Source organism: Pseudomonas sp. MSSRFD41, from assembly GCF_014230245.1.
Classification (GTDB): Bacteria; Pseudomonadota; Gammaproteobacteria; order Pseudomonadales; family Pseudomonadaceae; genus Aquipseudomonas; species Aquipseudomonas piscis.
Genome location: NZ_JACKZK010000038.1, coordinates 25,170 through 41,205, shown reverse-complemented (window position 1 = coordinate 41,205; position 16,036 = coordinate 25,170). Strand labels below are relative to the sequence as shown.

Here is a 16,036-nt window from a genome sequence, read left to right as displayed (position 1 = left end):
GCGCTGTAGTTCAGGTTCTCGACCAGGCTGCGCAGCTGTCCCGACTCATAACCGACCTGCGCAAGGAACGCCGCCATTCGCAAGCGAGTGATGATTGCGTACTTGTTCATAGTCGCGTTGAGTGCATGAACAAAAAGGCCCGCAACGGGGCGGACGTTTGGAAGGATCTACAGCAGTTGCTGCTCTGTGAGTGGTATTCGTTTTTCTCCGATACGATCTAGTTGATTTTGATTAAGCCAGGCTCTTGCTGTTGACACCCATACCATCCAATAAATAACATCAATGAATTCACTAACGAATTCCAGAAATGAATAAAATACTAGCAATAACCTGCCACCAAATAACCAACCCTTTGATCCACACGATCAATTATTTCTCATCATTCAAAAACAACACAATACTAATACATGTAGATAAAAAATCACAAATAAGCGAATTCGAATCCCTAAAAAAAGACAACGTAATCCTTATTGACGACAGGGTAGACATAAAATGGGGAAGCGTCTCTCAAATAGAGGCAACCATAAACTTAATGAAAGAGTCTAAAAAGCATGATCACGACTATTTCTTTCTGCTATCAGGAGACGACATACCAATCCAGTCAGAAAATCGCATAAACGGTTTTTTAAAACATAATTCCGGTTACAACTTCATACATTATCAAGATGAGCGAACAACCTACATCGACCCACACCAGAGAGTCAAATATAGATACACAGAATATTTTTTTAGCCGAAAAACGGATTTAAAATCGAGAATAACCAGAGCACTCCACCGATCAACAAGAGATCTTCTATTCAAGAACAATCAATATACAGAAAATCTGCATAGAACTCCTGAATTGTACAAAGGAACTAACTGGTTCGGACTGACAGAAAATACCGTTAGATACGTACTAGACTTCATAGACTCTAACGATTGGTATCTCCCAATGTTTGAGGAATCAATTTGTGCGGATGAGGTTTTTTTTCACACGATAATAAAAACAAGTGAAAAGAACCTGGTTTATGAAAACAAAGAACTGAGAAGCAATGCATTGAGATACATTGACTGGGTTAGCGGACCGCAGTATCCAAAAATACTTGACGCCACCGACTTTGAGAAAATAATAAAAAGCCACATGTTTTTTGCGAGAAAGATAGAAAAAAATGCAACAAAAGAATTCATGAATATTTTTATAAAAGATTCTTAGATAGACCAACCTACAGAATTTAAGCATCATTTTGGTGGAGGTATTCCTTCCCCCTCACCACTCAACCATCGAACTATCTGGAACTGTCCGCTCAGTACAAACCTGACGACTATGCCAAAGCATCAGGCAAGTTATCGAGGAAGCCCGCCATACTTATTGACGCTCACGAAATATAAGGGTAGACGGCGGTATTAGTCGTCTATTTGAAGCCATCGGCCGAATCCCAGAACGCCGTCACTGGTCTCTGGGGCGAATGCGATGGAGAGTCGTTCCCGGTCAAAACCGGGATCAGGAACTTCATCGTGCTGACCACTGAAAGGTTGGAGCACGTCAGTAAAAAGAGGTCTGTCTAGTCCTGAAATAGGTTTACACCTGTTTCACACTCAAAACGCCCGATGCACCGCGTCGGGCGCTTGGTATTTCAAGGTCTGTCATGGCGCAGGCGGTTGGCCTCATCGACCCGCACTCGGTCAATCACCTCTCGCCCATACTTGGCAACCACATGGAACAGGTCATAGACCACGCGGGCGTGAGGGCAATGTTGGCGCATTTCCAAATCAAAGGCGGTGTTCATGTCCATGGCTACTGCGCGGCCAAGAATGGGCAGGTCTCAAATTGAACGCTGGCCGTATTCGTGAATGATGGTGCTGGGCTGATGGCAACCGCTGCAGGTGGGAAATCTGGTGGACTGGGGAATCAAGTCGACCAGCAGATCATCGCCGTCAGATCGAATCGCGATGGCGGAAAAGCCCTCCCAAAAGGCCCGAAACGTATTAAGATCGTGCACAAGAACGCCGGTTTGTAGATGTGTTTGCTCGCACGAACATCATCCATCAAACCGGCGTTCTTGTTTCTATCTTTCCCCCGGATTCCGTGAAGAAGCAGAAAAAAGCCCCGGCAGATACCGGGGCCCTGAATAGGTACGCATGTCTTTCTGCTGCCGTCAAAGCGGTAGTGATAAGGACAGGTCACCTCAGCAGTCGACGCGCACAGTAGCTAATCATTTGCCTTTTAGTTGATCGTATGGGATCTGAAGGCCCATTTGAGCCCAGCCTTTAGGCATGACAGCATCATTCGCATAGGGTTTGAGAGTTTCCTTTCCCCCTACCATTGCGCAAGTTATACAGTAACCCCCTACTGTTGGTTCATACTCAAAAACCTTGACTATCAGCTTGATGAGTTCAAAACGACTATCGCTCGGGTTATCTAACCAGACACCGCCGAGCCCAACCATAAACTTAGTTGCTTGTGTTTGCTTTGAGAACCAATTTCGGAAATTTGTTAACGATGCTTCATTCCATTGCGATGAATTCCCTGAAGTGCCCATACAATTAAGGGTGTTGTAATGAGCGATAGCCATTTGCTTCGCCCCATTGAAACCCACCACAGCAATACAATTGCCAAGGCCAGCAGTACCCACCTCGCCGTTAACGCTTATCAACTTGGACAGTCTATCGTAGCCAGCTGCTTCCATTGCAAATGCCTCCATTGATTTGAACCGCAAGCATAGACGCAGAAAAGACAGGATGCGCCGCACTCGCACCTGGGAGGAAGCGGCAACACGGTTTTTGAGTGAGAACAAGGACCAGCCTTCGCTCAAGTTGACGGCGCATCATCTGAAGCAGCTTCATCCCTACCTCAAGGATCTGCCATTGACTCACATCGATGACCAGGTCCTTGAACCGTTTGTGAAGGATCGTTTGAAAGGAGTGGTATTACCGGACGGAAGGCAGTTGAGCCGGTGGCTCCTCGTACGATCAACATCTCGCTCGAGCGAGTGATACGGGTTCTTTCGCTTTGTGCGCGCAAATGGCGGGATGAAGAAAGGCGGCCTTGGCTTGATTCAGTGCCAATGCTGACGAAGCTGGACCTGAAGAAAAAGAGGCTTGAGCCCTACCCCATGACATGGGAGGAACAATCGATTCTTTTCGGGGAGTTGCCGGCGCACCTGCAGACGATGGCCCTATTCAAGGTGAACACAGGTTGCCGCGAGCAGGAGGCCTGCAGAGATCTCTTGCCAGAACTTGGCACCAGCGTATTCCTGATCCCCTCCGACTTCGGCGGCCGGAACAAGGTCAGGCGTGAAAAATGGCGATGAGCCGCTGGTCGTGCTCAATAGCGTGGCCAAATCCATCATCGACAAGCAGTGGGGCCAGAACAAGGAAGGTTTTTTCCTTACAACGGCACGGCACCGCAACACATCGCATCGCATGAACGACTCGCCTGGAAGAAGACGCTGGCGAGAGCGGCGAAATTCTGGCAGGAGGAAAACCTTCGCCCCGCTCACCCAACAGCACCTCGACCTTGCTGTACTTGAAGCCAGATCGGTAGATGTAATCGACTGCATCAACCACCACCTTTGTCAGCAGGAGTAGACCTTTAGTTGGATAAGGCAAGTCAACTAGCACGCCACTGGAAACTTTTATTTCCACTAGCGATAAAAATCCATTTAACCAATAGCAAATAAAACCTTAATTAAACTTAAAACCCCACCATAAAATTTGACAGCGGTGACTCACCAAACTTTAATAGCTGAGCGTATACAAGTGCTGGATTCACACAACAGGGAGAAACTCTTGTCTAGAGTTTCTAGTTCGATAAAAAAGGAAATTAAAATGTCTGAAGCACTCAAGAAAACAGTCTCAAACGACAGCCTAGGGGCTCTTAAAAACTTCACCCTCTACAATCAGAATGGCATCAAGATTACCTTGACGCTGCCAACCCCAGTGACGCTCAATCTGAACAGCCAGGAGTTTTACCCCCCAGAAGCGGACCAAACCACGATAGTCGCTCCCGTTTTGGAGAACACCTCCGGCATTTCTCTCAAATCGGCGACGTTCACTATCAAGCTCAATAACGTCATAGAGAACGACAACACGGTCGCGAATGTGCGGTGGTGGAACGTCGATGAGGCCGAGGGGCTACAGGCCATGGAATTCACTTGTGGCCGGATTGATGACCAGGGCAAGGGCTCAGGTACCGCCAAGACTCCTGGATACGCTCGAATCCGGTGGGGCACCATGGCGAACACCGCGCGCCAACATCAAACCTTTACCGTGAGCAATATCTCGCTCACCTTTAATCCGTCGGCCGATACAACGACGGGGGCAAATGACGGGCCAGTTATCAGAGTTGGCTAACTGATCTGCCACCGCGGGGCCCAGAATTCTGGTCCCTGCGGTCGTCCCCGCCTACTTCATTCAACTCGACACCACCCCGATTGCGCGTACAGCGCCCCATCCACCTCTTCAAGCCCGCTGATGTTCAGGCCGAGCGGTGCCATGCCGTCGATCTTTGCATCAAGTAGTCTCGGGAAAACATCAGGACCCGGACCACTGTTGAAAATCCAGGCCTGGGTGCAGGAGCGCCCCAGCCTCTAGGGCGCTGCAACACGGCACCAACGATGCAGCTCACCTCCTCCATACTGCCGACGACCAACTACACGCCGACGCTGTCCGATGGAGCTGGAGGCCACACTGGGCAAAGACCGCGCCGCACCGATTAACGCCCGGGTCGAGAAAGTGGCCCACGGGCCTTTCTTCCGCCAGATCTGGCCGCACCGGGCCATATGCCCGATCGATTGATGGCTCGAATGGGTCGACGCAGGAGGCCCAAAGAAGCAGCCCTACCTGATCCAGGGTTCGCCGATATTCTGCACCTCGATTGGACAGCTACCAGATCCGGACGAAGGGGCCGGAGAACATGATGGCTTTGTGATCATCACCGCCGACAGCACCGGAGGCATGGTCGACATACACAACCGGCGGCCAGTGGCCCTGGCACCTGAACTGGCCCAGGGATGGCGGCCGCAATCGATACCGGCAATGGGCCATTAGCCTATCCGTCCTATGTTGACCGGCGCAGCTGGCATACCAAACTATTTTTCTGAACGACCTTACGCAGCCGAGGACAATAGCCCTCAAGGCGATCAGCGTTTGGTTCTACATCCCGGAACACGGGGGAACGCATCGGGTGAGTAGTGCGCAAACACGAGCCCTGTATGAAATTGAGGTGTATATGAAATCGTCTATGTTCGGCACTGTACCGCTGCCCTGGGCCCATGTGCTTTTACTATTGGCCCTTGCCTTTCCGGCAATTGCAGAAGCGGAGGGGAGATGTCCTGCGGGGCAATATCCCATCGGCGATCAAGGGGTTGGCGGCTGCGCTCCGATCCCAGGCGCTGGCGGGAGCTCCCGCGAGCAGGAGCCCGCCGGGCAGTGGCATAAGACCTGGGGCGCAATCGCTTCATCTGGAGCAACCGCAGATGCTGGGGTTGCCCTCAACAGGCCCAGCAAGGAGAGTGCCGAGAAGTTGGCCTTGTCCGATTGCAGCAGGCGGGGGGCGACTGATTGCAAGGTGATTTTTACGTATCGAAACCAATGTGTCGCGTGGGTAGTTCCCAGCAGCCAGGACGGGCCGTCCCGCTCTGGCCTGGGCAGTGCCAAAGACCCTGAAGAAGCCCGCATGGTGGCTCAACAGTCATGTGTCGACACGGGAGGCAAGGCTTGCCAGGTGGTATACGAAGACTGCACCAAACCTGTGTATGAAGCGTTTTGAGGGTGAGTAATTCGTGATTGCCGGTCCCCAGCTTTCTTGCTGGAACCGCAGATGCAGTCGAGCTAGTTCGTTTAGGTCAACATCCCCGCGCACTACTGCGATAAGAATAGTGGCGAGGATTGTCTGAAGGTACATATCGGCGGGGACAGCGGCCGGGTTAGATGTTGACGCAACGGGCCCAACCGCTCTTTTTCACTTCGTTGAAACAATTTCTTTGACGTAGCTCTGGCAGGCCGCCAGGGCGATCAGTCCTTGGTCACCGTCACCGGTGATTCCGACAATTCGTCGAGCTGCTACTGGCTCAAGTTCGGCTCTCGCCGCTCCATGAGCCAGGCCGCCGACACCGGCGGTGGCTGGCACCCCACAGTTACTATCTGAGGCGGTGGCGTTGAGTAGGACTGACAGCCAGAGATCAACAGTAGCCAACTGGCCGCGCAGGCGAGCCTGTTTCGCTTGTTCATCGAGCAATTCCTTGTAGTGGGTTTCGTCATTCGCTTACAGGCGATCCTCCAGCGCCCGGTGGGCGTCCTGCTGCTCGCCCTGCCAATTGATTACCGCCGTAGCGGCCTGCTCCTTGCTGATCGACATGCCCGCCTTAACACCTTGGCTGTGCCGTAGCCGATAGTCCAGACACCGACGGCATCTTAATAGGCTTGCAGGCGCAGGCCGCGTTGCGACGTACACATTGGGTTTTCTCCAGGCACAAAAAAACCGCCAGATGGCGGTGATCTCGATTATTCATATGTCAGCGCGCGGGGTTATCCGACTCACTCCTGCACCGCCTGGAACTCACCTATGAGTTCAACTTCCCCAAGCGCTGGGAGAAGCGAGCTTGAAGCGGATCTACAACCAGGTCCGCAAACGGTGGCGACAGGCATGGTTGGACTTGCCGGCCAGCGGAATTGAAGAGGTCGGCTATGGCCAAGACCAACGCGGAATTGCAACAGGAAAAACGCGCCAGGGAGAGGGCGTTGCTCGAGCGGATCAGCGCTATGCAGCCTACAGCAATTACTGAGCAGCCGAGGTAGTAGACATAATGGATGAATTCGATTAACGCTCCACGGTTGCCACTAGCAACACTACCGAGATCAGCCATAGGTGCCAAGCAAGTGTTGTGGGCCACAACACTTTCCCGGGATCGGAATCTGCTGAGCGCTTCGGCTTCGAAATGACTACGTCTATTGACAGGTACCGAAGTAGCCCTTGTTACCCTGCTTCTTATATGAGAAAGCGTGGCATGATTTAGAGGGCCTCGCGCTGGTGGGCTTATCATAAATATAAACAGTCACATGTACATCATCCGAAAAAGCAACTGCCCCCCCTTTATGCCATAGGTCTTTCTTGAGGTAGAGGTTTTTACCTTTCGGATCCTTAGTCTTATAAGCACTAGAAACTTCTGTTTTTACTGAGTTCTCTAGGGTCGCCTTAATAGTGGTTTTATTGATATCTGGAGACGTTATATTACGTTGATCTTCTGTGAGTGGAGCCGGCTCCCAGGTATTACAAGGATCGGATGTACAAAGGTATACATCCGCTAGAACATAACTAGAAAAAATAGATAGGCCCAGCGCCGAGACAAGTGGAATCAAACGGGCTCGTAGTTTTTTCATTGGTATCCCTCCCAATGGGAATTTGATAGATATAACTGTGAAAAGTGGCCGGTTCCTACCCTGCATTGAATGCCTCCTGGCACGCTGAAGTAGGAACTGCAATAGACCTTAGACCGGTTAGGGGAATTATCAAGGTAGCAATCGCAGCGCCCACTGGAGTGGTCTAATAAAATCAGACACCTGCAGCCTGAACCTATTTCACTGCCCGCCAGCATTTCCTGCGGGCAGCTATGAAAACGCCGCCTATGTCGGCGGCGTTAAGAGAAGCGGTGCATCAGGGTGTGTAACCCTTGCTCTTGCTGCGATCAGTAGGACCGCCCATGTCCCAAAAGTCCTTCGACTTCTGCTCGTCGATTTTGGCCTGCTTCTCTGCCTCACACCCACTGAGTGGTCCAGCGCTGACTAAAGCAATGATAGCTAGTGCAAAGGCGCGGATCATGGCTTAAACCCTTGGTCCTGGCTCCGGTCTGGCGGTGTGATTTTCCAAAACTTCTCGCTGGCTTCTTGCTGCTCCTTCGCCTTCTCTTCGGCCCCGGATTCGAAGCAGCCGCTCAACGACAGCGCAGTAACGGCAACGAGCATGGCGCCAATGATGGTCCGTTTCATAAGGATCCTTCCTGCGAAATGGTTGGGCGTTATACCAAAGATCGAATCCTTCCGCAAAAACTGACACCAAGCGCTGCCCACCAGCGCCTTCTCCTCTCAAACGATGAACGCCTCCCCGGCAAGGGTGGCGCCTACATGGAGAAAGCCATGAACGTTGAAACCCGACAGTTGCCAAGCTGCTGATCACAGGCGTTCAAGGCCTGGACCCGATCAGCGTCTACCGGGTGACGTCGTCGATCTGATGCGCAAGCGCAAGGCCGCAGCGCAGGCGGTGCAGCCATGATCCTGCTCAGCGTTCCCCGCCCTGCTCTACCTCGCATGGAACATCTACAGGGGCCAAGGCCATGAGCGAAAAAATACGTGAATCCTACAAGATGCACCGCGCAAAGTTGGCCGGCCTGCTGATCCAGGACGAAGACTGGCCTGGAGCTTATCGCCGAGCCGATGAAATTCTCAGCTGGTCGTGTTTCAAGGCCGGATAGCAGGCCTCCCGCGAGGCCGTGGTGGTGGAGCTGCCACATGTCCCAAGCATTGAGGACGACGCCCATCCCGTCGTTGATATCAATTACCAGCGCGACGTCGGTCGTGGGCAGGCATTACTCGAAGCCCGTCAGGCAATCGAGGCCCAAGGCCTGAAAGTGAAGTCCGCCCGGCCCGGATGAGTCGGCTTACAGCGCCAGGACAACGAACCGAGCGGCATGCAACAGTGCCCCGGCGCAACGCAGGCGGCCATCAGACACGCCTCAAACCAACCAAGACAGCCTGCCGGTCGGCGGGCGAGGAATTCCTATAGCCAATCAAAAGGCAATGCAGGCCGTAGAGCTTGCGCCCCGCTTCATCAGAGCAATGAAAGCTCCCGCATACCTAGGTATGTGCAAGGAAGAATTCAAGAACACAGTCAGGCCGCACTGAAATCCGCATAGGCAAACAGGGTATTGCATTCGATCGCAACGAGCTCGACGCCTGGGCAGATAAGTCACCAGCGCACCCTGGATTCAGATCGATCAGGATTCACGACTTGAAGCACACCTTTGGCAGAAGGCTACGTGCAGCAAACGTGACAGAGGAAGATCGGAAAGCGTTGTTGGGTCACAAGAACGGCAGCAGCACGAGCCACTATTCTACCCCGGAGCTGCAGCATCTGATTGAGGCGGCGAACAAAGTATCAGCGACCGATTCGCGAGGGCCGGCACTGACCATCTTGAGGAGGAAAACGGGTTGAACCCCCGCAAAATTCCCTGGGCATGAAAAAGCCCAACCTGTGAAGATTGGGCTAAGTCATTGAAAAATATGGTCGGGACGGAGTGATTCGAACACTCGACCCCTAGCACCCCATGCAAGCGGACACATCTACAGGCCGCTAAACACAAGGCTTCGCGTCAGGCGCTCGCTGCAACGGCACCTAACAGTCATGAACCATAATTTACAAAGTCACTCGGAAAGTCACTCGGCCTTTTGGTCCCTCCTACGGCGTCCTGCCGACCGATCACCAATCCCTATTTCCCTAAAGCATCATAGGCCTGCTCACATGTCACTCCCCTTGCTCCGCGTTGATCAGCAGTTGCTGCCAGATCTTCCGCTCTTTGATCAGCGCGCTTGAGCACGTCGGCAAGCACCATGACGGCACGGGTTGCTGCCGCGCTTGCGGCGGCAGTGCAGGAATTGCTGCTGGTCGTATGCTTGAGGTGCTCGGTGAGAGCGTCGACGGCCCGCTGCAGGCTGTCAGCAGCAGAGCGAGCGGAAACAGCATCAGCGACCGCGCTATAGATTTTTCGTTGCCCATCCTGCACCGCCTTGTTGATTGAGTTCTGCCTCGCCTGCTCTTTCTCGCGTTCCTCGCGCTCAGCCAGGGCCCAGGCCTGTTTGTCGCCGGCGTCACGTGCGCTCCAGCGGGCCTGCCATTCCGCATTCTCGACTGATCGCCCGTGCTGGTAGATCCCCCAGTAAGAGGCGAGGATCAGCAGCAGGACGACCGCGCGTAGCACCCAGGCGCTCACTGGAGCACCTTGAGCGCCAGCTCATAGAGGGCCTTTCGATCAGTCGCACCGTTCGGCACCCGACCAGTCGCCCCGGTGTTGATGATGCTGCCGATGTCTTGAAAGCGGCCGGCGTCGGCCAGTTCGTTGAGTCCATGCTGTGCCCACCACCAGGCGGCCGACTGTGCCGCGTTCTCGGCCTGCTCGAGCAGCTCAGGCTGGGCTTCTAGAGGCAGGCCCAGGCCTTCGCCGGCGGCACGGTAGTTCGATCTGCCGGTGACCTGCAGCAAGCCGCGGCCACGAAAGCGCCAGCCATCGCCAGAGGCCTCCGGGCCGTTGCCCATCCGGCCTCCGTAGACCTTGTTGGCGATCTTCTCGGGCTGCCTGGCGTACGCGCCAGCTGTCTGTGGTGTGAACCGGTTTGGCCAGGTTCGCGCCAACGCCTCGGCGCTGTAGTTCAGGCTCTCGACCAGGCTGCGCAGTTGGCCAGACTCATGCCCGACCTGGGCCAGGAACGCGGCCTGACGCACGCGGGAATCGATCTTCCAGCGAGCCATCGCGCGGTTGAGGGCAGGAACAAAAACGCCCGCTACAGGGCGGGCGTTCGGGAGGATCTGCAGCAGCTGCTGCTCAGTGAGTGGCATTGTGTTCTCTCCAGACACAAAAAAGCCCGCGACAACGCGGGCTTGTAACGGATTTATTTATCTGCCAATGACCACGAACTGGACAGTGTCGCCCGCAGCCGCGCTCTCGAATGGTCCTGAGGTGAGAAGAAGTGTCCCACGAGTTCGCTTACCAGTTACTTCCACCCCGGTCAGAGTTGGAACGCCAATAACTGGGATAAACGCTTGGTCACCAACGAAACGAGTCACTGGAATAAGAACTGGAGGAGAAGTATAGGTCTTGGTAAAAAGTACATTAACTAGGCCTCCCGCCCCAAGAACCGCTGTCAGCATCTCAAATTGAGTCGGCTTTGGCAGCGCTGCGATGGCATCATCGACAGCCTGTTTCGCTGCTTCAGCAGAAGCAGCAGATTGGCTAGCCTGTTGTGCGTAGTCATGAGCATTCTGAACCTCTGCTGACATAGCAGTAGAGATTCCGACAAGAGTCGATTCTGTGCTCGCAATTCGAACTGCAATATTCCCAGGAAGAACATTCTCCGGAAGCTCAACAAGCGTGTCCGAGTTTTTAATCTTCCCTTCGTGATAAACAACTGGGAAAGGCGGATCTGGTAGTTTATGCCAACTGTAGGTCCCGTCAGCTTCTACGATCCACTCTCCAAACCGATCGGGACCGGTCATTGGAGGAAGATCATCTACCCAAACCGATCCTTCAGGAAGGATGTAGTCGTCCTCATAAGTGGTACATCCAGCCTTGTTTGTTCCAACAATTCCAACGCACTTAAATGAGCTCATTTTCAATCTCTAGGAGGTGAGGGCCAATCTACGAGACCAGGCCAGCCTTCTTGCGAAGAAACCCGGTTTACAACAACCCGATATTGCTTCCACGCCTTTAGCCTTGTGACCTCTTCATCTGTAGCGGAATCAAGATCAACTGCATCCTGAAGCGGCGCGATTCGAAGAGCTGCATATGCTAGCAATGAATCACGCTTTTCCAGTGCGATTGAAAGTGTCTGCTCAGGCGAGGGAACAGGATCATCAGGAATAGATTCAGAATAAAACTCGATCTCTGGATCTGGGAAAATTTTTGATGGATTTTCAGGATCTTCTGACGGTCCATCAACTGACCTCCAGCCAGAACCATCACGCTTAACTGCATAACCACTCATAGATTGTCCTCCCATCCACCAACATATAGACGTGACTGTGCGGTACTAGATGCCCAATAAATACTCGTGGATTCAAGGGAAATTACCCCCATGGATGGACTAGGCAACAATTGCCCGCTTGCTGAAAGCCCGACAGGTGGTGGATTGGTACTCGAATTGTATGCTCCATATGAGGTATTTGGAGCAACCATAAGTGCTGCTGAGGTAGCGGCAGGAATTGATAATGTAACCGATACTCTTGATGCAGTCGTAGGAACATACTGAGCCATCGAAATGGCTACCCAAGTAGGAGTGTTTATATCACCAGCAGTTCCGCTAGCTACGGCTGGGAGTGAAGTGAGATTCGATCCGCTAGCCACCTTGTACTGAACAACTCGTCCGTATTGAATAAATGATAATGGATACTTATTGGCTGTTCCATCGGTTCTAACCCAGCCAATCCTGGCTCGATGGGTATATCCTGAAGGTAATGTTGGGTTCGTTGCACTCAGAGAGAATAGTCCAGCAATATTAGTGCCGTTCCAGATCACCCATACGCTATACCATGTATTAGATGTTGATGTTCCGGTATCGAGTCCATTTGCACCAGATGATGCTAAAGACGGAGAAATACTTACGCCGCGTAATGTCTGATATTGATTTGACGAATTTTCTATAACAATTTCATCGGCAGAAAATACAGCAGATGCGCTTGTTCCACTTGCTGACCCTGACAGATTTTTATATGCGCCTTGAATGCCGACAGTATTCTGAAAGTTATTTGGATTAAAATTTGCCGAAGACCATAGCTCCTGCCAAGGTTGAACTGATCCATTTGCCGAGCTACGAAACCATGACCTACTGTCGGTGGTAGATACTGCTTGCTGAGTCCAGTTTAAAGTAGGCTGATTATAAGATATGTGAATTACTGTTCCAAATGTTGCACCTGAAGGATTATTTGTTGTCGATGGATTAAACCTGTACATACCTGTCGAAGGAACACTGTTCAAATCACTAGCCAAAACAACGCTAAGAGATTCAATTCCACCTGCATATTTATTCATGGCATCTGTTATGCCATAACCTGATAAGGTTGTTGGCTTACCAGTAATCTTAACCCATGAGGTGCCAGCATTTTTCGCGGCATTGGATATTGCAGTAGCAAGGTTTGTAAGAATTGGGGCGGTACTGCCGTTATCGAGTACATCGACAGTCGCGTTATCGGATATGTACTGAGCCAAAACGGACGACATTACCGAAGACTGTCTCCACGCTTTGTTGAGCTGAGCAGAGACAGCGGTTCCTGATGAGAATCCATTTGCACGACTCGCAAGAACAGCATAATCCGCCTGACTCATAACATTAGCGCCAGCAGCGATGCCGAATGGCAGGAAGTCATTCGTTGCCATATAAACTCCGATTTATGAGTAGATTTTTCCCCAGCTTCCTTTGTTGAAGCCGGCGACATATTGGTTGTCCACATCGAATCCGAATAATGGACCTTCACCAGTGGGTATGATGTAGTAGGAAATTCCCACACTTTGCGGCTTGATTGGGATGTGACCACCAGTCAATAGAGCAAGCTGTAGGGCTGTTGGCTGTTTACCAACCACACCTACGGTCATGGTCATATCCTGGTTGTCTTGGATGAACACGAAAGTATCGTTATCAAACACCAAGTCAAGAATTGCCCTGGATTGCTCTAGTGTACCGTCCCAATGATTAGCGCCGATTTTTGCTCGAATAAGGGTTCGATAGGTTTCATCATCAAGTACTGTGATGCCCGAATCCGGATCAAATGGACCTCTCCATGCACCTTCATCGAATCCAAGGCCTGGAGTATCTAAAGCAAAGTAGATTCCAGACAGTGGGGTTTTTATATTGCGAGATACGCCTACCCACTCTCCTACAGTATCGAGTTGCACGCCAATTGCGATGTCTAAATCGAATACTGTGGGCAGGATCTCTGATGCATTTCCAGAATCAAGAAAACACTGGCTGACGGCCTGAACCATGGCCATGTATTTTGGGCGGTCCAGGTGCTCACTTGTAATTTTTCCGGTGTAGTCAGTGATCTTGGCCATATCATGTCACCGTCAGCACAACGCTTGCTGGCGTACAGGTCGCCGCCTGATTAAACGCAAGTGGAACATCTGGGACCCCCACTCCGCCTGGGCCGGTAAGCACAAGAGATGTCAGCTTGAAGGTGGTACTGCCTTCAACGCTATTGGCCGCCGTAAGAGCATCAGCCCATTCGACAGATGCGCTTGGGCCGCCTCCAATTGCTACCTGGTTAATGTAATCAGACACAGCCTGCTGAACTGCCACACCAGTTGTGGACGTGTAGCCGGATAGAGCCTTCAGAGTAACTGCAACGGTTATAGCTCTGTAGGTAGGTCGCGAGAACTTGATTGTGATCGGCATTCCATACACATTCAGTACTGTTACTGAAGTGCTTCCGTAGGTCCCCCCGCCAGGCCCTTTCTTGTTAGCAATCGCCTGGGCAATAGCCGTTGCGTCCCCGCCCTCCACGATGATTGCCAGACTGTTGCCTGGAATACCGTTCGAATCAGTAATCTTTGTGTCATTGTCGACTGCCGAGTAACGGATCACGCCAGGAACATTCGCTACTGCTCCAATTGTCCCCTCCAGCACGGTTCTTGATGGCAATGCGGTTGATGTCTTCTGCCGCTGCCTAAGCGCTGCATCAGTCTCAACTGGTGCTCCGGGAGATGCCGCAGAAAGGTTTGTAACCGACTGCCAGCCACGTGTTGGAGTGGCGATTTTGTTGATCTGGCCTGGTGTTGCAGTAATTGCCCCGGCGACCGAACAGGTAGCCGTGACCGTGATCTGGCCCGCCGGTGGAATTGTCACTGAGGCTGGAAGCGCCCACTTGTTAGATGCTTGATCTTCAACTGCACCATTAGTGATCAAGGTGCCAGCCTGGCCTGTCACAACTACGTCAGCCTGTGAATTGCTTGCCACCGCGCGCTTGATGCCGTTGATCTTGACGTTGCTAGATAGCCCTGCCCCCTGAGCGGTACCAGGAGAGAATGAAAAGTAGGCAGATATGGTCGCTGCGTTTGCGTCACTGATTGCAAGGGCAAGCACGCCAAGGAACTGACCATCCTGGGAGTCATTCTCGAGGTAAACATCAGTCCCATAAATCGACCGATACTGCTCTTTCAGAAAGGCTAGGACTTCGGCATAGGTTGGCGCCGAAATGCCCGTAACAGAGATGACTGGTGCAGTAGACGACGCCATTTATAGGTTCTCGCTGATTGTGGTCTGGCCATAGGCCGTGGATATCGTCGCGGATACAGAAAATCGCCGAGTCTCTGCGTTGAATGAACTGTTGTAGGTATCGATCTGTGTTACGCCGGTAGTGCCCAGGATTCGCTTCTTGATGGCAGCATCACGGGTAGCCACTGTTCTCTCCCCAAGCACTTCGCTCATCCATGGCATACCGTCTGCGGTATCGATGAACCACTCACCTTTGTTCAGACGCAGTCGCGTCAAAACGGCCTGACCCACAGCCTCTGGATTATTTCGGTAGAAGTCGGCCTGCTGATTGCCAAATGAGTAGTCCCCATTGGCGTCAAGCTTTCGGTACCTCATGGCGTAGGCCCTCCACTTGTTCCGCTGCCTGGTGTAACTCCGGTGTGCTTATGCAACTGCAGGCTGATAGTGCCGGCCTTCACATCGCCGGTCGTATCAACCTTACCGTTTACCTTTACATCGCCATTGATGGTCACCAGGGGGGCTGTAAGCGTGATGCCGCCCTGAGCACTGACCGAAGCAGGCCCGCTTGTGGTGGCGTTGACCGCATGCGTGGTCGGGTTTATCTCGACAAACGCCTGACCGTCATCACTGCGCAACTGGACGGCCTGCAGGCTGATTCCACCGATTACCCGAGGTTGCGACCTGAATCCCAGCAGAGCGAAACCATCCGAGAGGTCATGCATACGCAGTTCTGCTTGGGCCTGGATCCCTCCCGACTGCCACCAGGAGTCGATGCAGCGGGAAGCGAATACAACCAGGCACTCGTCTCCAGCAACTACTGGAAAGGTCAGCGTGCACCCTCCACCAGCAGGAAACTGCACAGGGCAATCAGTCAGCAGCGGTAGGTTCGTCAGAACCATCGCCCCATTATCATCTGTGACAAACGACTGAATCGCAGGCTGAACAACGCAGGTCATTGCAGCAGCGTTAAATGACTGGATAATCCCTGGAATCGATGTCCACAATTTCGACTGGGCAGAACGCTGGGCAACAGACAGCATCGCAAGCGGGTCGTCTAACCTCTCTTTTACGTTCAAGGAGTATC

At 52.4% G+C, this 16,036-nt stretch carries 16 protein-coding genes and 5 pseudogenes; 7 read left to right on the top strand and 14 right to left on the bottom strand.

All coding sequences use genetic code 11. From position 1 onward, the window contains the following. Nucleotides 1-167 (bottom strand): annotated as a pseudogene (locus tag H7A76_RS32565) (glycoside hydrolase family 19 protein); the annotation flags it as partial. A gap of 140 nt (nucleotides 168-307) precedes the next feature. On the opposite strand from H7A76_RS32565, the gene H7A76_RS30760 reads away from it, so the two are divergent. After that, the gene (locus H7A76_RS30760) at nucleotides 308-1,192 is read left to right on the top strand and encodes a beta-1,6-N-acetylglucosaminyltransferase (protein ID WP_185701996.1); all 885 of its coding nucleotides are present in this window, start codon (nucleotides 308-310) and stop codon (nucleotides 1,190-1,192) included. 424 nt (nucleotides 1,193-1,616) lie between these two features. Here the strand turns inward: H7A76_RS30760 and H7A76_RS30755 are convergent. After that, nucleotides 1,617-1,781 (bottom strand): annotated as a pseudogene (locus H7A76_RS30755) (transposase); the annotation flags it as partial. Nucleotides 1,782-2,192: 411 nt separating this feature from the next. After that, a complete protein-coding gene (locus H7A76_RS30750; RefSeq protein ID WP_185701995.1) occupies nucleotides 2,193-2,666 on the bottom strand; it encodes a hypothetical protein in 474 nt (157 codons plus the stop codon). A gap of 49 nt (nucleotides 2,667-2,715) precedes the next feature. Here H7A76_RS30750 and H7A76_RS32655 point away from each other — a divergent pair. From H7A76_RS32655 to H7A76_RS32920, 4 genes and pseudogenes are all read left to right on the top strand, one after another. After that, nucleotides 2,716-3,482, top strand: a pseudogene (locus tag H7A76_RS32655) (site-specific integrase); the annotation flags it as partial. A 325-nt stretch (nucleotides 3,483-3,807) separates the two neighbouring features. Then, nucleotides 3,808-4,332 carry a hypothetical protein gene (locus tag H7A76_RS30740; RefSeq protein ID WP_185701994.1) on the top strand — a complete coding sequence of 175 codons (525 nt, stop codon included), beginning with the start codon at nucleotides 3,808-3,810 and terminating at the stop codon, nucleotides 4,330-4,332. A 230-nt stretch (nucleotides 4,333-4,562) separates the two neighbouring features. Then, a pseudogene (locus H7A76_RS30735) lies at nucleotides 4,563-5,013 on the top strand (SOS response-associated peptidase family protein); the annotation flags it as partial. A 196-nt stretch (nucleotides 5,014-5,209) separates the two neighbouring features. Further along, nucleotides 5,210-5,749, top strand: a complete 540-nt coding sequence (locus tag H7A76_RS32920; RefSeq protein WP_221775429.1) for a DUF4189 domain-containing protein — start codon at nucleotides 5,210-5,212, stop codon at nucleotides 5,747-5,749. A 192-nt stretch (nucleotides 5,750-5,941) separates the two neighbouring features. Here H7A76_RS32920 and H7A76_RS30725 read toward each other — a convergent pair whose 3' ends face one another. After that, nucleotides 5,942-6,217 carry a hypothetical protein gene (locus tag H7A76_RS30725; protein ID WP_260498124.1) on the bottom strand — a complete coding sequence of 92 codons (276 nt, stop codon included), beginning with the start codon at nucleotides 6,215-6,217 and terminating at the stop codon, nucleotides 5,942-5,944. Between the two features lie 364 nt (nucleotides 6,218-6,581). Here H7A76_RS30725 and H7A76_RS30720 point away from each other — a divergent pair, with 364 nt between their 5' ends. After that, a complete protein-coding gene (locus tag H7A76_RS30720) occupies nucleotides 6,582-6,764 on the top strand; it encodes a hypothetical protein (RefSeq protein WP_185701993.1) in 183 nt (60 codons plus the stop codon). A 1,030-nt stretch (nucleotides 6,765-7,794) separates the two neighbouring features. Here the strand turns inward: H7A76_RS30720 and H7A76_RS30715 are convergent. Continuing rightward, nucleotides 7,795-7,965, bottom strand: coding sequence for a hypothetical protein (locus H7A76_RS30715; RefSeq protein WP_185701992.1), 171 nt, complete (start codon nucleotides 7,963-7,965; stop codon nucleotides 7,795-7,797). A 979-nt stretch (nucleotides 7,966-8,944) separates the two neighbouring features. Between H7A76_RS30715 and H7A76_RS30710 the strand changes: the two are divergent. Continuing rightward, a pseudogene (locus H7A76_RS30710) lies at nucleotides 8,945-9,187 on the top strand (site-specific integrase); the annotation flags it as partial. Between the two features lie 274 nt (nucleotides 9,188-9,461). Here the strand turns inward: H7A76_RS30710 and H7A76_RS30705 are convergent. From H7A76_RS30705 to H7A76_RS30665, 9 genes are read right to left on the bottom strand one after another with little or no spacing between them, the layout of a single operon-like run. Next, nucleotides 9,462-9,962, bottom strand: a complete 501-nt coding sequence (locus tag H7A76_RS30705) for a DUF2514 family protein (RefSeq protein WP_185701991.1) — start codon at nucleotides 9,960-9,962, stop codon at nucleotides 9,462-9,464. Next, complete coding sequence (locus tag H7A76_RS30700; RefSeq protein ID WP_185701990.1) at nucleotides 9,959-10,585, bottom strand: glycoside hydrolase family 19 protein; 627 nt, start codon at nucleotides 10,583-10,585, stop codon at nucleotides 9,959-9,961. The genes H7A76_RS30705 and H7A76_RS30700 overlap by 4 nt, the downstream gene beginning before the upstream one ends. A 57-nt stretch (nucleotides 10,586-10,642) precedes the next feature. Beyond that, nucleotides 10,643-11,356 carry a hypothetical protein gene (locus tag H7A76_RS30695; protein WP_185701989.1) on the bottom strand — a complete coding sequence of 238 codons (714 nt, stop codon included), beginning with the start codon at nucleotides 11,354-11,356 and terminating at the stop codon, nucleotides 10,643-10,645. Between the two features lie 2 nt (nucleotides 11,357-11,358). Then, nucleotides 11,359-11,730, bottom strand: a complete 372-nt coding sequence (locus tag H7A76_RS30690) for a tail fiber assembly protein (RefSeq protein ID WP_185701988.1) — start codon at nucleotides 11,728-11,730, stop codon at nucleotides 11,359-11,361. Then, nucleotides 11,727-13,118, bottom strand: coding sequence for a pyocin knob domain-containing protein (locus tag H7A76_RS30685; protein ID WP_185701987.1), 1,392 nt, complete (start codon nucleotides 13,116-13,118; stop codon nucleotides 11,727-11,729). The genes H7A76_RS30690 and H7A76_RS30685 overlap by 4 nt, the downstream gene beginning before the upstream one ends. A 12-nt stretch (nucleotides 13,119-13,130) precedes the next feature. Next, a complete protein-coding gene (locus tag H7A76_RS30680) occupies nucleotides 13,131-13,793 on the bottom strand; it encodes a DUF2612 domain-containing protein (RefSeq protein WP_185701986.1) in 663 nt (220 codons plus the stop codon). Between the two features lies 1 nt (nucleotide 13,794). Continuing rightward, complete coding sequence (locus H7A76_RS30675) at nucleotides 13,795-14,973, bottom strand: baseplate J/gp47 family protein (protein WP_185701985.1); 1,179 nt, start codon at nucleotides 14,971-14,973, stop codon at nucleotides 13,795-13,797. Then, the gene (locus tag H7A76_RS30670) at nucleotides 14,974-15,327 is read right to left on the bottom strand and encodes a hypothetical protein (RefSeq protein ID WP_185701984.1); all 354 of its coding nucleotides are present in this window, start codon (nucleotides 15,325-15,327) and stop codon (nucleotides 14,974-14,976) included. Continuing rightward, nucleotides 15,324-16,028 carry a Gp138 family membrane-puncturing spike protein gene (locus H7A76_RS30665; protein WP_221775428.1) on the bottom strand — a complete coding sequence of 235 codons (705 nt, stop codon included), beginning with the start codon at nucleotides 16,026-16,028 and terminating at the stop codon, nucleotides 15,324-15,326. The genes H7A76_RS30670 and H7A76_RS30665 overlap by 4 nt, the downstream gene beginning before the upstream one ends. Nucleotides 16,029-16,036: the final 8 nt, after the last annotated feature.

Bases quoted from the DNA above. Each gene is read 5' to 3' on its own strand.
- H7A76_RS30760 (WP_185701996.1), top strand. From the start codon at position 308: ATGAATAAAATACTAGCAATAACCTGCCACCAAATAACCAACCCTTTG.
- H7A76_RS30750 (WP_185701995.1), bottom strand. From the start codon at position 2,666: ATGGAAGCAGCTGGCTACGATAGACTGTCCAAGTTGATAAGCGTTAAC.
- H7A76_RS30740 (WP_185701994.1), top strand. From the start codon at position 3,808: ATGTCTGAAGCACTCAAGAAAACAGTCTCAAACGACAGCCTAGGGGCT.
- H7A76_RS32920 (WP_221775429.1), top strand. From the start codon at position 5,210: ATGAAATCGTCTATGTTCGGCACTGTACCGCTGCCCTGGGCCCATGTG.
- H7A76_RS30715 (WP_185701992.1), bottom strand. From the start codon at position 7,965: ATGAAACGGACCATCATTGGCGCCATGCTCGTTGCCGTTACTGCGCTG.
- H7A76_RS30700 (WP_185701990.1), bottom strand. From the start codon at position 10,585: ATGCCACTCACTGAGCAGCAGCTGCTGCAGATCCTCCCGAACGCCCGC.
- H7A76_RS30695 (WP_185701989.1), bottom strand. From the start codon at position 11,356: ATGAGCTCATTTAAGTGCGTTGGAATTGTTGGAACAAACAAGGCTGGA.
- H7A76_RS30690 (WP_185701988.1), bottom strand. From the start codon at position 11,730: ATGAGTGGTTATGCAGTTAAGCGTGATGGTTCTGGCTGGAGGTCAGTT.
- H7A76_RS30685 (WP_185701987.1), bottom strand. From the start codon at position 13,118: ATGGCAACGAATGACTTCCTGCCATTCGGCATCGCTGCTGGCGCTAAT.
- H7A76_RS30680 (WP_185701986.1), bottom strand. From the start codon at position 13,793: ATGGCCAAGATCACTGACTACACCGGAAAAATTACAAGTGAGCACCTG.
- H7A76_RS30675 (WP_185701985.1), bottom strand. From the start codon at position 14,973: ATGGCGTCGTCTACTGCACCAGTCATCTCTGTTACGGGCATTTCGGCG.
- H7A76_RS30670 (WP_185701984.1), bottom strand. From the start codon at position 15,327: ATGAGGTACCGAAAGCTTGACGCCAATGGGGACTACTCATTTGGCAAT.